This is a genomic window from Streptomyces sp. NPDC002776 (assembly GCF_053592195.1).
The window spans coordinates 1-19,647 of sequence record NZ_JBSFVG010000028.1; the positions used below are offsets into that span (position 1 = coordinate 1).

13 protein-coding genes and 1 pseudogene are annotated in these 19,647 nt (G+C 71.1%); 8 read left to right on the plus strand and 6 right to left on the minus strand.

Annotated features, from left to right (window positions below; genetic code table 11):
* Nucleotides 1–420 precede the first annotated feature (420 nt).
* Both ACWD11_RS33220 and ptsP read left to right on the plus strand, forming a co-directional pair.
* Complete coding sequence (locus ACWD11_RS33220) at nt 421–870, plus strand: PTS sugar transporter subunit IIA (protein ID WP_451287570.1); 450 nt, start codon at nt 421–423, stop codon at nt 868–870.
* A gap of 79 nt (nt 871–949) precedes the next feature.
* Nucleotides 950–2,620: a phosphoenolpyruvate--protein phosphotransferase gene (gene ptsP / locus ACWD11_RS33225; protein ID WP_451287572.1), complete on the plus strand. Its 1,671-nt coding sequence runs from the start codon at nt 950–952 to the stop codon at nt 2,618–2,620.
* Between the two features lie 70 nt (nt 2,621–2,690).
* Here the strand turns inward: ptsP and ACWD11_RS33230 are convergent, their stop codons facing one another.
* Nucleotides 2,691–3,584 (minus strand): hypothetical protein, encoded by an 894-nt coding sequence (locus ACWD11_RS33230; RefSeq protein ID WP_451287574.1) that lies wholly within the window; start codon nt 3,582–3,584, stop codon nt 2,691–2,693.
* 132 nt (nt 3,585–3,716) lie between these two features.
* Nucleotides 3,717–5,684: an acetoacetate--CoA ligase gene (locus ACWD11_RS33235; RefSeq protein WP_451287576.1), complete on the minus strand. Its 1,968-nt coding sequence runs from the start codon at nt 5,682–5,684 to the stop codon at nt 3,717–3,719.
* A 212-nt stretch (nt 5,685–5,896) separates the two neighbouring features.
* Between ACWD11_RS33235 and ACWD11_RS33240 the strand changes: the two genes are divergently transcribed.
* Nucleotides 5,897–8,263, plus strand: a complete 2,367-nt coding sequence (locus ACWD11_RS33240; RefSeq protein ID WP_451287578.1) for a glycoside hydrolase family 31 protein — start codon at nt 5,897–5,899, stop codon at nt 8,261–8,263.
* 2 nt (nt 8,264–8,265) lie between these two features.
* On the opposite strand, the gene ACWD11_RS33245 is transcribed toward ACWD11_RS33240, so the two are convergent.
* Nucleotides 8,266–8,802: an NUDIX domain-containing protein gene (locus ACWD11_RS33245; protein WP_389420609.1), complete on the minus strand. Its 537-nt coding sequence runs from the start codon at nt 8,800–8,802 to the stop codon at nt 8,266–8,268.
* A 159-nt stretch (nt 8,803–8,961) separates the two neighbouring features.
* On the opposite strand from ACWD11_RS33245, the gene ACWD11_RS33250 reads away from it, so the two are divergent.
* From ACWD11_RS33250 to glpK, 5 genes are all read left to right on the plus strand, one after another.
* Nucleotides 8,962–9,384, plus strand: a complete 423-nt coding sequence (locus ACWD11_RS33250) for a Zn-ribbon domain-containing OB-fold protein (RefSeq protein WP_451287608.1) — start codon at nt 8,962–8,964, stop codon at nt 9,382–9,384.
* A 4-nt stretch (nt 9,385–9,388) separates the two neighbouring features.
* Nucleotides 9,389–10,579 (plus strand): lipid-transfer protein, encoded by a 1,191-nt coding sequence (locus tag ACWD11_RS33255; RefSeq protein WP_451287580.1) that lies wholly within the window; start codon nt 9,389–9,391, stop codon nt 10,577–10,579.
* Between the two features lie 119 nt (nt 10,580–10,698).
* Nucleotides 10,699–12,351 (plus strand): EAL domain-containing protein, encoded by a 1,653-nt coding sequence (locus ACWD11_RS33260; RefSeq protein ID WP_451287582.1) that lies wholly within the window; start codon nt 10,699–10,701, stop codon nt 12,349–12,351.
* A 329-nt stretch (nt 12,352–12,680) separates the two neighbouring features.
* Entirely contained in the window at nt 12,681–13,406 is a 726-nt protein-coding gene (locus ACWD11_RS33265; RefSeq protein ID WP_451287584.1) for an MIP/aquaporin family protein, read from the plus strand.
* Nucleotides 13,407–13,428: 22 nt separating this feature from the next.
* Nucleotides 13,429–14,940, plus strand: a complete 1,512-nt coding sequence (gene glpK, locus ACWD11_RS33270) for a glycerol kinase GlpK (RefSeq protein ID WP_451287586.1) — start codon at nt 13,429–13,431, stop codon at nt 14,938–14,940.
* A gap of 76 nt (nt 14,941–15,016) precedes the next feature.
* On the opposite strand, the gene ACWD11_RS33275 is transcribed toward glpK, so the two are convergent.
* The 3 genes and pseudogenes from ACWD11_RS33275 to ACWD11_RS33285 form a co-directional block, all read right to left on the minus strand.
* Entirely contained in the window at nt 15,017–15,622 is a 606-nt protein-coding gene (locus tag ACWD11_RS33275) for a GTP-binding protein (protein ID WP_389420614.1), read from the minus strand.
* Nucleotides 15,603–19,221: pseudogene (locus tag ACWD11_RS33280) on the minus strand (hydantoinase B/oxoprolinase family protein). Before ACWD11_RS33280 ends, ACWD11_RS33275 begins: the two are co-directional and overlap by 20 nt.
* Before the next feature lie 24 nt (nt 19,222–19,245).
* Nucleotides 19,246–19,641 (minus strand): DUF742 domain-containing protein, encoded by a 396-nt coding sequence (locus ACWD11_RS33285; protein WP_389420615.1) that lies wholly within the window; start codon nt 19,639–19,641, stop codon nt 19,246–19,248.
* Nucleotides 19,642–19,647 lie beyond the last annotated feature (6 nt).

Here is a 19,647-nt window from a genome sequence, read left to right on the forward strand (position 1 = left end):
ATCTGGCGTTGACTTTTGGCACGCTGTTGAGTTCTCAAGGAACGGTCGCTTCCTTTGTACTCACCCTCTCGGGCTTTCCTCCGGGCTTCCCTTCGATCTTGCGTTTCCGACTCTATCAGGGTTTTTCCGACCCCCTGACCACCGCCCTGCAGGCATGCAGAAAGTGATCCAGAGATAGGATCTGACAAGTTGGATGCTGCCGGGCAAAGACGCTTGGTGTGCGTCACTCAGCCTCAAGCAGGAGTACGACTGTACACGGGGCCGCGGAGCGGGTGCAAATCGTTTGGGGTTATGGTCTAGACCACCAGACGGCTTGCTCATGCGGAACCGGTACTTCATATGACATACCCTGCTGAACAGTGCGCCGTCCGGTACAGGCAGTGACGGCCCATCTAGATCTCCACCCCTGGGAGGCTTCCCATGACCACCGTGACGTCCCCGCTCGCCGGACGCGCCATCGGACTGGCCGCAGTGCCGGATCCGGTCTTCTCCGGGGCCATGGTCGGCCCGGGTACAGCGATCGACCCCGTCCGCGAGCCATCCGAGGCCGTATCCCCGGTGGACGGAGTCATCGTTTCCCTTCACCCGCACGCGTTCGTAGTAGTGGACGAGGAGGGCCACGGAGTCCTCACTCACCTCGGCATCGACACCGTGCAGCTCAACGGCGAGGGCTTCGAGCTGCTCGTGAACAAGGGCGACACCGTCACCCGTGGTCAGGGCGTGGTGCGCTGGAACCCGGCCGCCGTCGAGGCCGCCGGAAAGTCCCCGGTGTGCCCGATCGTCGCTCTCGAGGCCACCGCCGAGGCTCTTGCCGATCTCCGTGACGAGGGCGATGTGAAGGCCGGCGACAGCCTCTTCCTCTGGAAGTGACGCCGGTGCCGTCCCGTGACGGCACGTAGGGACAACCACCGCGGCGGCGGGACCCGCCGCACTAACGGAGACGGGTGAGATGGAGACAACGCTGCGAGGCGTCGGCGTGAGCCACGGTGTGGCGATCGGCGAGGTTCGGCACATGGGCACGGCGGTCCTCGAACCGCCGGCCAAGCAGATCCCGGCACAGGACGCGGAGCGTGAACAGGGGCGCGCCCGCAAGGCCGTGGAGGCTGTGGCTGCCGACCTGCTGGCGCGCGGCAATCTGGCCGGGGGCGAAGCCCAGGCGGTTCTCGAGGCCCAGGCGATGATGGCCCAGGATCCCGAGCTGATGGTGGACGTCGAGCGCCGTATCGCCGTCGGCAGCACCGCGGAGCGGGCGGTGTACGACGCCTTCGCCGCCTACCGCGAGCTGCTGGCGAGTGCCGGTGAGTACCTGGCGGGTCGGGTGGCCGACCTCGATGACGTGCGGAATCGTATCGTCGCCCGTCTGCTCGGGGTGCCGATGCCAGGCGTCCCAGACAGCGACGAGCCTTACGTCCTGGTGGCCCGGGACCTCGCGCCGGCCGACACGGCGTTGCTGGACCCGACCCTGGTGCTCGGCTTCGTCACCGAGGAGGGCGGCCCGACCAGCCACAGCGCGATCCTGGCGCGTGCTCTCGGTGTACCGGCCGTGGTGGCACTCCCCGGTGTCGGTGAGCTCGCCGAAGGCACGATGATCGCCGTCGACGGCAGCACCGGCGAGATCTTCGTGAACCCGAGCGAGGAGAAGAAGGGGCAGCTCGAAGCGGCAGCCGCCGAGCGCAAGGCCGCACTGGCGGCCTCGACCGGTCCCGGGGCCACGGCCGACGGTCACAAGGTGCCGCTGCTGGCGAACGTCGGTGGCCCGTCGGACGTGCCGGCCGCGGTCGAGGCCGGTGCCGAGGGTGTCGGTCTGTTCCGTACCGAGTTCCTCTTCCTCGACGACAGCAAGAACGCTCCGTCGGAGGAGAAGCAGGTCGAGGCCTACCGTCAGGTGCTCGAGGCCTTCCCCGAGGGCCGTGTCGTCGTACGGGTACTGGACGCGGGCGCGGACAAGCCGCTGGACTTCCTCACTCCGGCCGACGAGCCGAACCCGGCGCTGGGTGTGCGCGGTCTGCGGACGCTGCTCGACCACCCGGAGATCCTGCGCACCCAGCTGACGGCGCTCGCCAAGGCGGTCGAGGGCCTGCCGGTCTACCTCGAGGTGATGGCCCCGATGGTTGCCGACCGCGCCGACGCCAGGGCGTTCGCGGACGCCTGCCGTGCGGCCGGGCTCCAGGCGAAGTTCGGCGCGATGGTGGAGATTCCGTCGGCGGCGCTGCGGGCTCGCTCGATCCTCCAGGAGGTCGAGTTCCTGTCCCTGGGCACCAATGACCTTGCCCAGTACACATTCGCCGCCGACCGTCAGGTGGGCGCGGTGTCCCGTCTGCAGGACCCGTGGCAGCCGGCGCTGCTGGACCTGGTGGCGCTGTCCGCGGAGGCGGCGAAGGCGGAGGGCAAGAGCTGTGGCGTCTGCGGTGAGGCCGCGTCCGACCCGCTGCTCGCGTGTGTGCTGACCGGTCTGGGTGTCACCTCCCTCTCCATGGGTGCGGCGTCGATTCCTTATGTACGGGCGACCCTCGCCAAGTACACGCTGGCGCAGTGCGAGCGGGCCGCGGCGGCCGCGCGGGCGACGGACAGCGCCGAGGAGGCGCGCAGCGCGGCGCAGGCCGTGCTGTCCGGCGAGTAGTCGGTCGCTGGGCGCTGTCGCCTGGCCGTAGAGGGGCGCTCCACCTTCGGGTGGGGCGCCCCTCCCCCGTTCAGTGGGTGTGTCCGGAGGCCGTTCCCGTCTCTCCCAGGTCCGGCGGGACGGTGTAGTCGACGTCTGACTCCGGGGAGATGAGTTCGCCGGACTCGACGTCGGTGCAGTAGGCGTCGAAGACCTCCCCTGCGGTCAAGGGTTCGAGGCCGTCTCCGCGCAGGCGCCAGCCGTAGATGGTGTCGGTGGTGCCGGGTGTGCTGGTGCGCATGACGAGTCCGCCTGGGCTCTGGGTGGCGATGCCGAGGGCCAGGACCGTGGTGAATTCGAGGGCTTCGGCCTCGTCGAGTTCTGTGGTGCCGCTCGTGTCCTCGTCGGCGCGGAGGGTGGAGACCAGGGGTTCTGGTGTGCCGGAGACGCTGCAGACGAGATGCCGGTGGCCGTGGCGCGCGGTTTCGAGGATGCGGACCAGCAGTGACGAGGCCCGGGTGAAGGCGGCGCGGCCGATGTCCTCGCCGCAGGTGGCGCAGGCGCCCATGAGGGCCAGGAGGGTGGAGGCGTACTCCCAGGTGGCCTGGCGGACGGCCTCGTCGATGAGGTCCGGGACGAGGTCGGTCAGGGGCCGGCCGTCGTAGGGGAGGCTGGGGCCGGTGGTCGCGAGTTCGGCGGTGAAGCGGGTGCGGGTGGAGGGGATGTCCGGGTCCAGGCCGGTGTCCGTGCAGAATTCGGCGTATTCGAGTGGGTCGAAGAGGGCCACTGTGGTGTGGCTGCCTTGAGAGGCTCGTGTTTTGAGGAGGGCCTCGACCTGTTCGAGATAGGTCGTGTGGTCGTCGAAGGCGAAGCTGCGATAGCGCCGCATGGCGCGGAAGTCGTGTTCGTCGGTGAGCAGGCCGATGGTGCCGGCGATTTCCCGGCGCAGGACGCGTCGCATGGTCTGGTGGTCGGTGTGCGCCATGTTTCCCCCTGTGTGTGCACGGTCGATCTATGCTCACTTACAGTAATCGGCGGCACTGACAATGGCTCTGGCCTCGGACTTTGCCGTCTTGGCGGCGTCCGAGGCCAGGTTGCCGGGGCTGTTGCGCAGGGCTCAGGCGCGCTTGCGGGCGAGGTCCTCGTAGAAGTGCAGGAGGTCGAGGTTGTCGATGGAGCCCGGGTTGACGGCCTTGTCCAGGGGGGTGCCCTGGAGGAGGCGCTTGACGGGTACCTCGATGCGCTTGCCGGTGAGGGTGTGCGGGACGCCCGGTACCTCGATGACCTCGTCGGGGACGTGACGCGGGGAGAGTTGTTCCCGGATGGTCTGCTTGATGCGGTTCAGCAGGGCCTCGTCGAGGACGGCTCCGGGAGCCAGGTGGACGAAGAGCGGCATCCAGTAGCCGCCGTCGGGCTGTTCGATGCCCACGACGAGGGATTCCTTGATCTCGGGGAGCCGCTCGACGACTTCGTAGATGTCGGCGGAACCCATGCGGACGCCCTGGCGGTTGAGCGTGGAGTCGGAGCGGCCGTGGATGACGGCCGAGCCGCGTGAGGTGACGGTGATCCAGTCTCCGTGGCGCCAGACGCCGGGGTAGGTGTCGAAGTAGCTGCCGTGGTAGCGGCTGCCGTCGGGGTCGTTCCAGAAGTGGATCGGCATGGACGGCATCGGGTTGGTGACGACGAGCTCGCCGACCTCGTCGATGAGGGGCTTGCCGCTCGGGTCCCAGGACTGCAGGTCGGTGCCGAGGCCGGCGGCCTGGAGCTCTCCGATGTGCACGGGCACGGTCGGCACGGCTCCCGCGAAGCAGGAGCAGACGTCGGTGCCGCCGCTGACGGAGGCGATCCAGAGGTTCTCGCGGACCTCGTCGTGCAGCCAGCGGAAGCCGTCGGGCGGCAGGGGTGAGCCGGTCGTGGCGACGCACTGCACCGTGGAGAGGTCGAAGTCGCGTCCCGGGTGGACGTCCGCCTTGCGGCAGGCCATGACGTAGGCGGCGGAGGTGCCGTAGAGGGTGGCGCCGGTGCGTTCGGCGATGCGCCACTGGGCGCCGGTGTCGGGGTAGCCGGGGCTGCCGTCGTAGAGGACGATCGTGGTGCCGGTGAGGAGGCCGGAGACGAGGAAGTTCCACATCATCCAGCCGGTCGAGGTGTACCAGAAGAAGGTGTCCTCGGGGCCGAGGTCGCAGTGCAGGCCGAGTTGCTTGAGGTGCTCGACGAGGATGCCGCCCTGCGACTGGACGATGGCCTTGGGCAGGCCGGTGGTGCCGGAGGAGTAGAGCACCCACAGGGGGTGGTCGAAGGGCACCTGCTCGAAGACGGGCTCGGTGTCGGCGCCGGTGAGGGAGGACCATTCCAGGGCGCCATCTGGGGCCTCGGTGCCGAGGAGCGGGATGTGGACGACGGCGCGCAGGGTGGGCAGTTCGCGGCGCAGCTCGGTGACGGTGGCGCGGCGGTCGTGCTCCTTGCCGCCGTAGCGGTAGCCGTCCACGGTGAACAGGACGACCGGTTCGACCTGCTGGAAGCGGTCGAGGACGCTGCGGGCGCCGAAGTCGGGGGCGCAGGAGGTCCAGACGCCGCCCACGGCGGCCGTGGCGAGGAGGGCGACGACGGCCTGGGGGATGTTCGGGAGGTAGCCGCTGACGCGGTCGCCGGGGCGTACGCCGAGCGCACGCAGTTCCGCGGCGAGGGAGCCGACCTGGCGGCGGAGCTCGGCCCAGGTCACCGGGCTCGGTTCGTGGGTCTCGTCGACGTGGAGGAGAGCGGGTTCGGCCGCGCGGGTGGCGGCGGCGCGCAGGGCGTGCTCGGCGTAGTTGAGGGTCGCTCCGGGGAACCACTGGGCGCCGGGCATCGCGCGGCTGCCGAGCACGCGCGTGGGGGGCGTCGAGAACCGTACGTCGAACCACTCGGTGACCGCTTGCCAGAACGTGTCCAGCTCGTCGACGGACCAGCGGTGCAGTGCCGCGTAGCCGCCTTCGGCCGGTGCTCCGTGGCGTTCCGCCGCCCAGGCCTGGAACTTCGTGACCTGCGCGTCGGCGATGCGGTGCGGATCCGGCTGCCAGAGCGGCTCGGGGTTCAGGGTCGACATGGGGCGGCTCCCGGACTGTGCGCGTGGTGTGCGTCGTCCGCGCACGAGCGGGGTGTGCGCGTGACGCGGCTGACACGGACGATGCCATGTGATCGACTCCCGCACCAGGGTGCCCGCCACATAGTCCGCGTCGTGAAGATGTGGTCCCGGCACGGGTGAACGGCAGTTGAACGACACACCCGGGTGGGGCCGCCAATGGCAGGCTGAGCAGCATGGACGGTCGTGACCTGGTGCGTTCGGTGAAGGTGGTCGGTTCTACGGGGGCGGCGCAAGGGTTGCGTGCCGTGCGGGCGGCGTGGCGCAGGCGGCGCGCGGACGCCGCGGGGCTGCCGCCCAAGGGGGCGGAACGCGCGCGCGTGCCCGGTCCCGTGCGCGATGTGGAGCCCGGCCCCGGCGGTGGGGTTCTCCGGTTCAGCAGGACGCGGCTGCGCGTCACGGTGACCGTGAACGGCGCCGTCTTCTGGGGCTGGGACGGGGCGGCGCCGGAGCCGTCGTACGCGCTTGCCGGGTGTTGTCCGGAGCCGGATCCCCGGGTCGTGCTGGAGCCGGACAAGGACGGCGGCTGGCGGGTGGTGGCCGAACGGGTGACGGTGGTGGTCTCGCGGCACGGCGCCGTGGAGGTGCGTACGCCGGGTGGCGTGACCCTGCGCCGGGATCTGCCGCCTCGGTGGTGGGAGCCGGTGGGGGGCGGGCCCGCGCGCTGGATGCAGCGCTCCGCAGTGGCCGCGGACGCGCGCTTCTTCGGGCTCGGCGGGCGGGCGTCGGGGCCCCGGCTGAGGGACGGGACGTACCGCCTGTGGAACACCGACCCCGGTCATGCCTTCGGGCCGGACGCGGATCCGCTGTACATCACGATGCCGGTGCAGATGGTGGTGGCCGACGCGGCCACGCATCTGGTGTTCCACGACACCTCGTGGGACGGCACGGTGACGCTGCGGGAGGGCGAGGAGGGGGCGGGTTCCGGACACGACAGGGCGGGGACCTGCGAGGTGCGCATGGAGGGCGGGCCGCTGCGCTGCTGGGTCATGGTGGGCACGCCCGCGCGCGTGCTGCTCACCTGGGCCTCGCTCACCGGGGCGCCGGCGCTGCCGCCCGCGTGGGCGCTCGGGCACCACCACGCGCGGTGGGGCTTCGGCAGTGAGCAGGAGGTGCGGCGGATCGTTTCGGGGTATCTGGAGCGCGGTCTGCCGCTGGACGCGGTGCATCTGGACATCGATCACTACGACGGCCATCGGGTCTTCACCGTCGACCAGGACCGCTTCCCCAAGCTGCCTCAGCTCGCGGAGGAGCTGCGACAGGACGGGGTCCGGCTGGTCTCGATCGTCGGCCCGGCGGTCAAGGCAGCTGCCGGCAACGTCGTCCACGACAGCGGAGCGGCGGTGGACGCGTTCGTGCGGGATGCCTCCGGCCGTCTCGTCGAGGGGGTCGCCTGGCCCGGGGAGGTGGTGTACCCGGACTTCACGCACGCGCGCGTGCGGCGGTGGTGGGGCGGGCTCTACGAGGAACGGCTGGCGCAGGGGTTCGCGGGTTTCTGGCACGACGTGAACGAACCCACGTCGTTCACCGCCTTCGGGGAGTCGACGTTGCCTCGCTCCGCCCGGCATTCCCTGGAGGGACGCGGCGGGGATCACCGCGAGGCGCACAACGTCTATGCCCTGTGCATGGCCAGGGCGGGGTACGAGGGGCTGCGCGAGCTGGCTCCCCGTGAGCGGCCGTTCGTCTTCTCCCGCTCCGGGTGGGCCGGTCTGCAGCGTTACGGCGGGACCTGGTCGGGGGATGTGGCGACGGGGTGGCCGGGGCTGCGCGTCTCGCTGTCGCTGGTGCTGGGGCTGGGGCTGTGCGGGGTGCCGTACTCGGGGCCGGATGTGGGTGGCTTCGACGGGAGCCCTTCGCCCGAGCTGTATCTGCGGTGGTTCCAGCTGGGCGCGTACCTGCCGCTGTTCCGTACGCATGCGAGTCCGCGGGCGGGGCGCCGGGAGCCGTGGGAGTTCGGCCCGGAGGTGTTGGGGCACGCGCGCGTGGCGCTGGTGGAGCGCAGGCGGCTGCTGCCGTACTTCCTGACGCTGGCGCATCTGGCCCGGCGTACCGGGGCGCCCTATGTGCGGCCGGTCTGGTGGGGCGCTCCCGAGGACCGGGCGCTGCGTGACTGTGAGGACGCCTTCCTGCTGGGGGACTGTCTGCTGGTGGCGCCGGTGCTCGATCCGGGCACGGACCGGCGTGCGGTGCAGCTGCCGCGGGGGCGGTGGTACGACACGGTGACGGAGCGGGTGTACGAGGGTCCGGGTCAGGTGCTGGTCGACGCGCCGCTGTCCCGTATCCCGGTGCTCGCGCGCGCGGGTGCCGTGCTGCCCGTGCGGGGTGAGGACGGCGGGCTGGAGCTGGAGGTGTGGGCGCCTGCCCGGGGCAGGACCGGCGGCGGGCTGGTCGTGCCGGACGCGGGCGACGGCTGGGACGAACCGGAGATCGAGCGGTACGTCGCCCGCTGGGAGGGCCGGCAGGTGGTGGTGGAGCGGGAGGGTGACGACGGCGTGAGCGAGCCGCCCCATCCGGTGCGGATGCGGGGGCTCGCGCAGGCCTGAACTCAGATGTAGCGGCCCTCGAACCAGGCCCGTACCGCGACGGTGTGCAGGGGGAAGGCGAGCTCTTCCGGGCGGCGCAGGAGGTGCCAGCCCTCCGTCTCGTCCGTCTCGGCGGACGCCGGGAGGTTGTCGGCCGGGCGCTCCGGGAGGAGACCGAAGAGCAGCAGATGGCCGTCGGGCGAGCTCATCACGTCCACCAGCCGTACGTCGCGGGCGGCGGCGTCGATGCCGGTCTCCTCCTTGAGTTCGCGGACGAGGGCCTGCCGCCAGTCCTCGCAGTCGTCGAGGTAACCGCCGGGCAGTGCGATGCCCCCGCGCGCGGGGGCGACGGTTCGGGTGATGACGACCAGGGCGGTGCCCTTGGTGTCATACACGGGCTGGAGCGCGACGGCGACCGGGAGCGGGTTGCGGTAGGCCACGGTGCCGCAGACCGGGCAGGTGCGGGGCCAGCCGGTGACGCCCTCTCCAAAGGGCGCTCCGCAGCTCGAACAGTGGGAGCCGGGCGCGGAGTTGGGGTTGGGATGTTGAGTTTCGGACACGCGGCGGACTGTATCCGATCACGGGAAGGACGTCTTCCGGGGGCGGGTGCCGCACAGTGGCGGGCGGACCGCTGCCCTTTCGCGGATGCCCGTGACACACTTCTGACGTTTCGTCAGATCTGCTTGTGGGGAGGGCCTTTGTCGCGTACACGTACGCCCGTGGTCGCCGGGTGGTTCGCCGGGGACGGAGACGGCTTCCGGCTTCTCGGGACGCGCTGCTCCGCCTGCGCCTCGGTCTTCTTCCCCCGCGAGGACGTCCACTGCCGCAACCCCGGGTGCTGCGGGGGCGATCTGGAGGAGGTTCCGCTGTCCCGGCGGGGCCGGGTCTGGTCGTATACGGACAGCCGATATCGGCCACCGTCACCCTATGTGACCAATCCGGAACTTCCGTGGGAGCCGTACACGTTGATCGCTGTGGAACTGGCCGCCGAGCGGCTGGTGGTGCTGGGGCAGGCCGTTCCCGGGGTCACCGTCGGTGATCTCGCGGTGGGCATGGAGGTGGAGGTCGTGCCGGGCGTGCTCCATGAGGACGCGGAGGCCGTCTGGACGACCTGGCAGTGGCGGCCGACGAGGGGGCGGTGAGGACGTGACGGAGGATGTGGCGGTACTGGGGGTGGGCATGCACCCGTGGGGGAAGTGGGGGCGCGGCTTCGTCGAGTACGGGGCGGTGGCCGCTCGGGCCGCGCTGGCCGACGCGGGGGTGCACTGGCGGGACGTTCGGTCGATCGTCGGCGCGGACACCGTACGGGGCGGCTATCCGGGATACGTCTCAGGAGCCACCTTCGCGAAGGCCCTCGGCTGGCAGGGGGCCCGGGTCACCAGCGTGTACGCGGCTTGCGCGTCCGGGGCGCAGGCCATCGGCGCCGCGCGGGCGCAGATCCTGGCGGGCCTCGCCGAGACGGTGCTCGTGGTCGGGGCCGATGCCGCCCCCAAGGGCTTCTTCCGACCGGCGGGAGGGGATCGCCCCGACGATCCGGACTGGCTCCGCTTCCGGGTGCTCGGGGCGACGAATCCGACGTACTTCGGGCTGTACGCGCGCCGGCGCATGGCCGTGCACGGGGACACGCCCGAGGACTTCGCGCGGGTCAAGGTGAAGAACTCCGTCATGGGGGCGCTGAATCCGTACGCGCGTTATCGCAAGCGGGTCACACCGGAAGAGGTGGCCGCCTCCGCGACGGTCGCCGATCCGCTGCGGCTGCTGGACGTCTGCGCGACCTCGGACGGCGGGGCCGCACTGGTGCTGTCCAGCATGGAGTTCGCGCGGCGGCACGGCGTGGCGGAGCCGGTGCGGATCCGCGCCGTGTCCACGGTGACCCCGCGCTTCCCCAACACCGTGCTCGACCTGCCGGACATCGCGACGGACTCAGCGGTCGCGGTGGAGCCGGGCACGGAGTCGTTCCGGGCTTCGATCGCGGCCGCCGCCTACGAGGAGGCAGGCATCGGAGCCGAGGATCTCTCGCTCACGGAGGTCTACGACCTGTCCACCGCACTGGAGTTGCAGTGGTACGAGGATCTGGGGCTGTGCGCCGAGGGCGAAGGCGCGAAGTTGCTGAGGGAAGGGGCGACAGGTCCGGGCGGGCGCATACCCGTGAACACCAGCGGCGGGCTCGCCTCTTTCGGCGAGGCCGTGCCTGCCCAGGCCGTGGCCCAAGTGTGCGAGCTGGTATGGCAGTTGCGGGGGGCCGCGGGCGACCGGCAGATCTCGGGCGCGCGCGTGGGCCTCTCGGCGAACCAAGGGCTGTTCGGGCACGGTTCGGCAGTGATCGCGGTGCGCTGACCCGGTCGGCGGCAGGGGCGTAGGCGGGAGGTTTCCACGCTCTGTGACCGTCCCGGAATGCTGCGTGAACGTCTCATGAACTGGGCTCGGGTGCGCGAAGGGAGGGCGATGATGCTGCCGTGCACTCCTGGTCGGATACGCTCCGCTTCGCCTTTCAGCCGGTGGTCAATCTGACGACCGGTGGAGTGGCGGGGCTGGAGGTCCTTGCCCGCCCGGAGACCGGCGACATCCTGGCCGAGGCCCGGCGGGACCCCGAACTCGACAGCGGCCTCGCCGTATCGGCGGTCCGGGCGGCGGCCCGCAAGGAGACCTTGCTGCCGCTGCACGTCAACGTCTTCGCCGGTACCCTCGCCGACCTCGGCGGACTGGCCCGACTGGCCGAGGCGGTCCGGGAAGTGGGGCGGATGCCCTGGGAGGTGACCCTCGACATCGTCCCGCCGTACACGCACGTGCCGCAGCAGGCGTTGCTGGAGGCGGTGGCCGCGGTGCGGGAGCAGGGCTTCCGGATCAGTGCGGACGGCGTCGGGGACGGTGACGTACCGCTGCGGCTGCTCGTCGATCTGGCGCCGGACCTGGTGAAGCTCGACGCGTCGCTGCTGGCTCGGTCGGCGGGCGTGCGCGCGATGCGGACCCTGTGCGACGCGCTGGGGGCGCTGCTGTGCGTGGAGGGCGTCGAGACCGAACTGCAGTGCGCGGCCGCGGTTTCGGCCGGCGCGCAGCTGGCGCAGGGCGAGCTGTTCGCGCCGCCCGCCCGGCTGCCCGCCGCGGACGTATACGTTCCGCCCCGCCGTCCCGGTGGCGGGGCGCCCCAGCCCTCGGGGCCGGTCGTCCGCGAGTTCGTCCGGCCCGCCGCGCTGCTGCCGGCCACCGCCTCGGCCGGCCAGGTGCGCACCCTGCTGACCGGGTCACCCGAGGTGTCCGGGGTGCTGCTCGTCGACACGCGCGGGGTGCCCGTGCGCTCGGTGCACCGCTCCCGCTTCCTGCTGTCGATGTCGGGGCGCTACGGCCATGCCCTGTACGCCGACCGGCCGGCGTCCAAGCTCGGTGATCCGCCCCGGACGGTCGGCGTCGACGCCACCGTCTGGGAGGTGCTGGACGTCGTGGCGGTGGGCGACCGGGACCGTACCTCCGACGACGTGGCGGTCGTGGACCGGTACGGGCGGTGTGTGGGCGTCGTACGGCTCGCGGACCTCGTGCGGGCGCTGGCCGAGTCGCGGGTCGAGGAGGCGGCCGGGCTCAACCCGCTGACCCGGCTGCCCGGATCGGACGCGATCACCGGCGAGGTGGACCGACGGATCGCGGACGGGCGGACGTTCGCCCTGAGCTGGCTCGACGTCGACCACTTCAAACAGGTCAACGACGGAGCAGGGTTCGCCGCGGGCGACGAGCTGATCCGGGCCGTGGGGCGGACACTGCAGCACGCGGCGTCCGGCAGTACGCGCGTAGGCCACATCGGCGGTGACGACTTCCTGGTCCTCGCGGATCCGGAGGGCCTTGATGCGCTGGCCGCCACCGTGCTGGACGCCCCCTGGTCGGCGGGCGGGCGTCCCGTCACGCTCTCCTTGGCGACGGTCCTGTGCGCGCCGGGGAGCGTCCTGGACCACCGGCAGGCCGCCGCCTGTCTGGCCCCCCTGAAACAGGCCGCGAAGTCCTTGCAGGGGGCCAGTTGGGTGTTGGGCCGCGCGGGGCTGCCGGGTCATGAGATCCGGCGCGGGGCCGGAGCCGCGGTCGCGCAGGCGCAGTGGGCGGTCGTGGAGCCGGGCAGGGGCTGAATCCGGGCCCGGCGGTGCAGCTACGGCCGTACGGGCATGCCCTCAACGGTTCCCGTCCGCGACCTTGACGCCCTTCGGACACCGGTGAACACTTCCGGTGTCAGTCGACATCGCCGTACATTCACGGCGTACCAGGCACCGCGCCGTGCGGGCTCCGCCTGATCCAGCCACGGCCATCCCCAGGGGCGATGCGACGACGACGGCACGCTCGTCACGGACGCCGGGCGGGGCGCGGGTCCTTCCCTGCCTTCGGCTGAAGTCGCCATGGGAAACGCACCCTGCACGGAGGAACGGGGTCGATCACCCCGGGCCAGGGCCTAGGAGCCGCCATGAGCAACGGAGACATCTTCCTCGGCGAGGTCATCGGAACCGCGATCCTGATCCTCTTCGGCGCCGGAGTCGTCGCCGCCGTCGTACTGAACGACTCCAAGGCCAAGGACGCGGGCTGGGTCGTCATCGCCTTCGGCTGGGGCTTCGGAGTGCTGGCCGGGGCGTACACGGCCGCGCCGCTGTCCGGCGGGCATCTGAACCCGGCGGTGACCTTGGGGATCGCCATCGACACCGGGGAATGGGACACGGTGCACCTCTACGTCGCGGGCCAGCTGGTTGGGGCGGTCCTCGGCGCGGTGCTGTGCTGGCTGGTCTACTACGCGCAGTTCCAGGCCAACGCGGAGGAGGACGAGGCACAGCCGACCCTCGGGATCTTCGCCACCGCGCCCGCGATCCGCCATCCCGGGGCGAACCTCATCACCGAGATCATCGCGACCGTCGGACTGGTGCTGCCCATCCTGGCGTTCGGGCTGACCGAAGGGCTCGGCCAGTCCGGTACGGCGATCCTGATCGTCGCCTTCCTGGTGGTCGGCATCGGTCTGTCGCTCGGCGGTCCCACCGGATACGCCATCAACCCGGCCCGCGACCTGGGCCCGCGGTTGACGCACGCCGTGCTGCCGATCCCCAACAAGGGCACCTCGGACTGGGGTTACGCGTGGATCCCGGTGGTGGGACCGCTGATCGGCGGGGCGCTGTCCGGGCTCATCTTCAACGCAGCCTTCTGAAGGAACCCACGAAGGGGACGTCATGACGGAGAAGTTCGTCGCCGCTATCGATCAGGGCACCACGTCCAGCCGCTGCATCATCTTCGACCGGAACGGCGCCATCGTCGCCGTCGACCAGCGCGAACACCGCCAGATCTTCCCCAAGCCGGGCTGGGTGGAGCACGATGCCACCGAGATCTGGTCCAAGGTGCAGGCCGTGGTCGCCGGGGCCATCGCCAAAGCGGGACTGCGCGCCGACCGGATCAGCGCCCTCGGCATCACCAACCAGCGCGAGACGACCGTCCTGTGGGACCGCTCGACGGGCAAGCCCGTGCACAACGCGATCGTCTGGCAGGACACCCGCACCTCCGCGCTGTGCCACCGGCTCGGCGGCCCGGACGGGCAGGACCGGTTCCGCGAACAGACCGGGCTGCCGCTGGCCAGTTACTTCTCCGGACCCAAGGCGGCCTGGCTGCTGGACAACGTGCCGGGGCTCCGGGCACGCGCCGAGCGCGGCGAGATCGCCTTCGGCACCATCGACTCCTGGCTGATCTGGAACCTCACGGGCGGCACGGACGGCGGTCGGCATGTCACCGACGTGACGAACGCCGGCCGCACCATGCTGATGAATCTGGAGACCCTCCAGTGGGACTCCTCGATCCTCTCCGCCATGAACGTCCCCGAGGCGGTTCTGCCCGAGATCCGCTCCTCCGCCGAGGTGTACGGCACCGCTGTCGGCCATCTCGCCGGCGTGCCCGTCGCCTCCGCGCTCGGCGACCAGCAGGCGGCGGTCTTCGGGCAGGCCTGCTACGACGTAGGCACCGCGAAGAACACGTACGGCACGGGCAGCTTTCTGCTGCTCAACACCGGAAACCGGCCGGTGCCGTCGAAGAACGGCCTGCTGACGACGATGGGCTACAAGATCGGCGGGGAGGCGCCGGTGTACTGCCTGGAGGGGTCGATTGCCATAACGGGCGCGCTGGTCCAATGGTTCCGCGACCAGCTCGGCATCATCCGCTCCGCGGACGAGATCGAGTCGCTGGCGGCGAGCGTCGAGGACAACGGCGGCGCGTACATCGTGCCCGCCTTCTCCGGCCTGTTCGCGCCGTACTGGCGCTCCGACGCGCGCGGCGTGGTCACCGGGCTCACCCGGTACGTCACGAAGGCGCATCTCGCGCGCGCGGTGCTGGAGGCGACGAGCTGGCAGACGCGCGAGGTCGTGGACGCCATGTACCAGGACTCCGGGGTGCGGATCACCACCCTGAAGGTGGACGGCGGCATGACGCAGAACAACCTGCTCATGCAGCATCAGGCGGATGTGCTCGATGTGCCGGTGATCCGGCCCAAGGTGTCCGAGACGACCTGTCTGGGCGCCGCGTACGCGGCCGGGCTCGCGACCGGTGTGTGGAACGACCTCGACGAGCTGAAGGCCCACTGGCAGAGGGACGTCGAATGGACGCCGTCGATGGACCCGGCGGTGCGGGACCGGGAGTACCGCAACTGGCGCAAGGCGGTGGAGAAGAGCTTCGGCTGGCTGGAGGACGGCGAGGAGTAGGCACGCGCGCGTGCGGCCTCCACGAGCCGCGGCCCGTACCCCGGTCGGCGGGGGTACGGGCCGTGCGCACGCGGGGTCAGGTGGTGACGGCCTGCCTGCGGTCCGCCGCGTGGGCCATGGCGTGCTGGACGACGCCGATGAGGACTTCCTTCACGGACTCCCGGTCGCGTGCGTCGCACAGCACGACGGGTACGTCCTCGTCGAGGTCGAGGGCCCGCTTGATGTCGTCGGCCGGGTAACGGGCGGACCCCTCGAAGCAGTTGACACCGACGAGGAAGGGTATGGAGCGCCGCTCGAAGTAGTCGACGGCGGCGAAGCAGTCCTCCAGGCGGCGTGTGTCGGCCAGCACGACGGCACCGAGCGCGCCCTCGGAGAGCTCGTCCCACATGAACCAGAACCGCTCCTGTCCGGGTGTCCCGAACAGGTACAGCACGAGGTCCTCGCGCAGGGTGATGCGGCCGAAGTCCATCGCCACGGTGGTGGTGTTCTTGCCCTCCACCCCGCGCGTGTCGTCGATGGGGCGGCCGGCCTCGGTGAGGAACTCCTCGGTGCGCAGCGGCCTGATCTCGCTGACCGCGCCGACCAGGGTGGTCTTGCCCACCCCGAAGCCGCCGGCCACCAGGATCTTGAGCGTGACGGGCTCGACCGGGGGCTTGCCGCGCTCAGAACGCCCGAAGATCATCGTTCTCTTCTCCTGCTTGATGGGGGGTCGGGCGGCGGTGTGCCGTAGCCTCCGCCGCCGGGGGTTTCGATGACGAGTACGTCGCCGGGACCGACGTCCGCCGCGTCGCTGCCGGCAAGTAGGGTGACCGTGCCGTCCGCCCGTTCCACGCGGTTGGCGCCGAGCGCGCCGGGGGCACCGCCCGCCAGACCGTACGGCGGGATTCTGCGGTGCTGGGAGAGCGTGGAGACGGTCATGGGCTCGAGAAAGCGGATCCGGCGCACGGCACCGTCCCCGCCGCGCCACCGTCCGGCCCCGCCGCTGCCGCGCCGGACGGCGAATTCGTCCAGGCGCACCGGCAGGCGCCATTCCAGGACCTCGGGGTCGGTGAGCCGCGAGTTGGTCATATGGGTCTGGACGACGGGCGCGCCGGGGAAGCCGTCGCCCGCACCGGATCCGGAGGCGACGGTCTCGTAGTACTGGTGGCGTGCGTTGCCGAAGGTGACGTTGTTCATGGTGCCGGAGCCCTCGGCCTGGACTCCGAGCGCCGCGTAGAGCGCGCCGGTGATCGCCTGGGACGTCTCCACGTTGCCCGCGACGACCGCGGCCGGCGGTTCGGGGGCGAGCATGGAGCCGGGCGGTACGACGATGCTCAGGGGCCGCAGGCAGCCGTCGTTGAGCGGGATGTCGTCGGCGACGAGGGTGCGGAAGACGTACAGGACAGCCGCGTCGACCACCGAGCCGGGGGCGTTGTAGTTGGTGGTCAGCTGCGGTGACGTGCCGCTGAAGTCGACAGTGACGGAGCGGTTTTCGCGGTCCACGCGCACGTGGACGCGGATGACGGCGCCGGAGTCGGTCTCGTAGGCGGACTCGCCGTCGTCGAGGGCGTCGATGACACGGCGGACGGCCTCCTCTGCGTTGTCCTGGACGTGCCGCATGTAGGCCTGGACGACATCCAGGCCGAACTCCTCGATCATGCGGGCGACTTCGTCGGCTCCCTTGCGGTTGGCCGCGATCTGAGCGCGCAGGTCGGCGAGGTTGGTCTCGGGATTGCGGGACGGGTAGGGCGCCTCGGTGAGCAGGCGGAGGGTTTCCTCCTCGCGGAAGCGGCCGCCCTCGGCGAGCAGCCAGTTGTCGAAGAGGATGCCCTCCTCCTCGATGGTGCGGCTGTTCGCGGGCATGGAGCCCGGGGCGATACCGCCGATCTCGGCGTGGTGGCCGCGGGAGGCGACGTAGAAGAGGATCCGTTCACCCTGCGTGTCGAAGACCGGGGTGATCACGGTGACGTCGGGCAGGTGGGTGCCGCCGTGGTACGGGTCGTTGACCGCGTAGGTGTCGCCGGGTCGCATCGAGTCGCCGCGGCGCCGGAGGACCTCCTTGACGCTGGTGCCCATCGAACCCAGGTGGACGGGGATGTGCGGGGCGTTGGCCACCAGGTTTCCGTCGGGGTCGAAGAGGGCGCAGGAGAAGTCCAGGCGCTCCTTGATGTTGACGGACTGGGCGGTGGACTCCAGGCGGGCGCCCATCTGTTCGGCGATCGACATGAAGAGGTTGTTGAAGACCTCCAGCAGAACGGGATCCGCTTTCGTGTCGAGATCGGAACTCTCCGTAATCGCCGTGCGTTCCATGACCAGATGCCCGTCGCCGGTCGTCGCGGCCCGCCAGCCGTCGTCGACGACGGTCGTCGCGCCGGCCTCGGTGATGATCGCGGGGCCGGTGACGGACTCGCCGGGAGGAAGGTCCTCGCGGCGGTGGAGGGGTACGTCGCGCCAGGCGCCGCCCGTGTGGAGGCGGACGGTGCCGGGGGCGGAGGCGCGGCCCTGGTGGGTGGCCAGGGTGGAGAGATCGGGGGGTTGGGTGATGCCGGTGGCTTCGACGGAGAGGGCTTCGACGACGATCGGGCGGTCGAGGGTGAAGGAGTACGTGGCGCGATGACGTTCTTCGAAGGTGTGGCGCATGGCGTCGGGCTCGGCGAGCTCGACGGTGAGGGTGGTGTCGGTGCCGTCGTAGCGGAGCTGTGCGCGGCGGGTGACCCGTACGCGGTCCTCGGGGACGTCTTCGGCGAGGAGTTCGGCGCGGGCGGCAGCTTCCAGGTCGTCGGCGGTCTTGCGGACGCCGGGCATCGAGGCCGCTTCGAGGGGGGCTTCGACCGACCGTTCGCGCATGGCGGTGGTGTCGGCGAGGCCGATGCCGAGCGCGGACAGGACACCGGCCATGGGCGGGACGAGGACGGTGCGGATGCCGAGCGAGCCGGCGACCGCGCAGGCGTGCTGGCCGCCCGCACCTCCGAAGGTGGTGAGGGCGTAGCGGGTGACGTCGTGGCCCTTCTGCACGGAGATCCGCTTGACCGCGTTGGCGATGTTGGAGACGGCGATCCGCAGGTAGCCCTCGGCGACCTGTTCGGGGGTGCGGTCGTCGCCGGTCCGCTCCCTGATCTCGCGCGCGAGGGCGGCGAACCGGTCGCGGACGAGGTCCGCGTCGAGCGGCTGGTCGCCGTCCGGGCCGAACACCGAGGGGAAGTGGGCCGGGTGGATACGGCCGAGCATGACATTGGCGTCCGTGACGGTGAGCGGGCCGCCGCCGCGGTAGCAGGCGGGGCCGGGGTCCGCGCCCGCCGAGTCGGGTCCCACCCGGTAGCGGGAGCCGTCGAAGTGGAGGACGGAGCCACCGCCCGCCGCCACGGTGTGGATGTCGAGCATGGGGGCGCGCAGCCGGACACCGGCGATCCGGGTGGTGAAGACGCGTTCGTACTCGCCCGCGAAGTGCGACACGTCGGTGGAGGTGCCGCCCATGTCGAAACCGATGACCCGGTCGAAGCCGGCCAGCTGCGACATGCGGGCCATGCCGACGATGCCGCCGGCGGGGCCGGAGAGGATGGCGTCCTTCCCGCGGAACTGCCCTGCCTCGGCGAGGCCGCCGTTGGACTGCATGAACATCAGCCGCACCCCGTGGAGGGCGTCGGCGACATGCCTGACGTAGCGGCGCAGTACGGGCGAGAGGTAGGCGTCGACCACGGCGGTGTCCCCGCGCGGGACGAGCTTCATCAGCGGGCTGACCTCACTGGACAGCGAGATCTGGGGGAAGCCGGTCCGGGCGGCGAGCTGTCCGACGGCCTGTTCGTGGGCCGGGTGGAGGTGGCTGTGCATGCACACCACGGCGACGGCGCGGATCCCGTCGTCGTAGGCCTGGCGCAGCGGCCCGGCGAGGGCTTCGAGGTCGGGGGCGCGCAGGACGGTGCCGTCGGCGGCGATGCGCTCGTCGACCTCGACGACCCGCTCGTACAGCAGCTCGGGGAGTTCGATGCGGCGGGCGAAGATGCGCGGGCGGTCCTGGTAGGCGATGCGCAGGGCGTCGCGGAAGCCGCGGGTGACGATCAGGAGGGTGCGTTCGCCCTTGCGTTCCAGGAGGGCGTTGGTGGCGACGGTGGTGCCCATCCGGACGGCCTCGACGGGCTCCGTCGAGCCGTTCATCAGCCGGTGTACGCCCTCCACGGCCGCGTCGGCGTAGTGTGCCGGGTTCTCCGAGAGCAGCTTGTGCGTCAGCAGGCGGCCGTCCGGTCGTCGCGCGACGATGTCGGTGAAGGTGCCGCCCCGGTCGACCCAGAACTGCCAGCCAGTCACGTCAGTACCCCGCTTCCGCGCCGGTCACAGGGCCCTGAGGCCGTTGATCACGTCGCGCAGAATACTCTCGTCGACCAGTTCCGCCGGGGGAACGGGCCGGTTCACATGGACGAGTTCCCCGTCCACCAGATCCCCGACGAGGACGCGTACCACGCCGATGGGAAGGTCGAGTTCGGCGGCGAGTTCGGCGACCGACTGCGGGGCGTCACGGCACAGGTCGACGATGTCCACGTGCTCCGGGGAGAGGGTCGAATCCGGTTCCGGATCGTCCGCGCGCGACTCCGCGACGACCACCGCGATGAGATCGAGGCGGTGCTGGGCCGCACTGGTGGTGCGGCCACGCGTCATGGCGTACGGACGGACCACCGGTCCGGCCTCGTCGTCGAACCAGTGGCTTCTTCCCTGACCGTCTGCACTCATGTCATC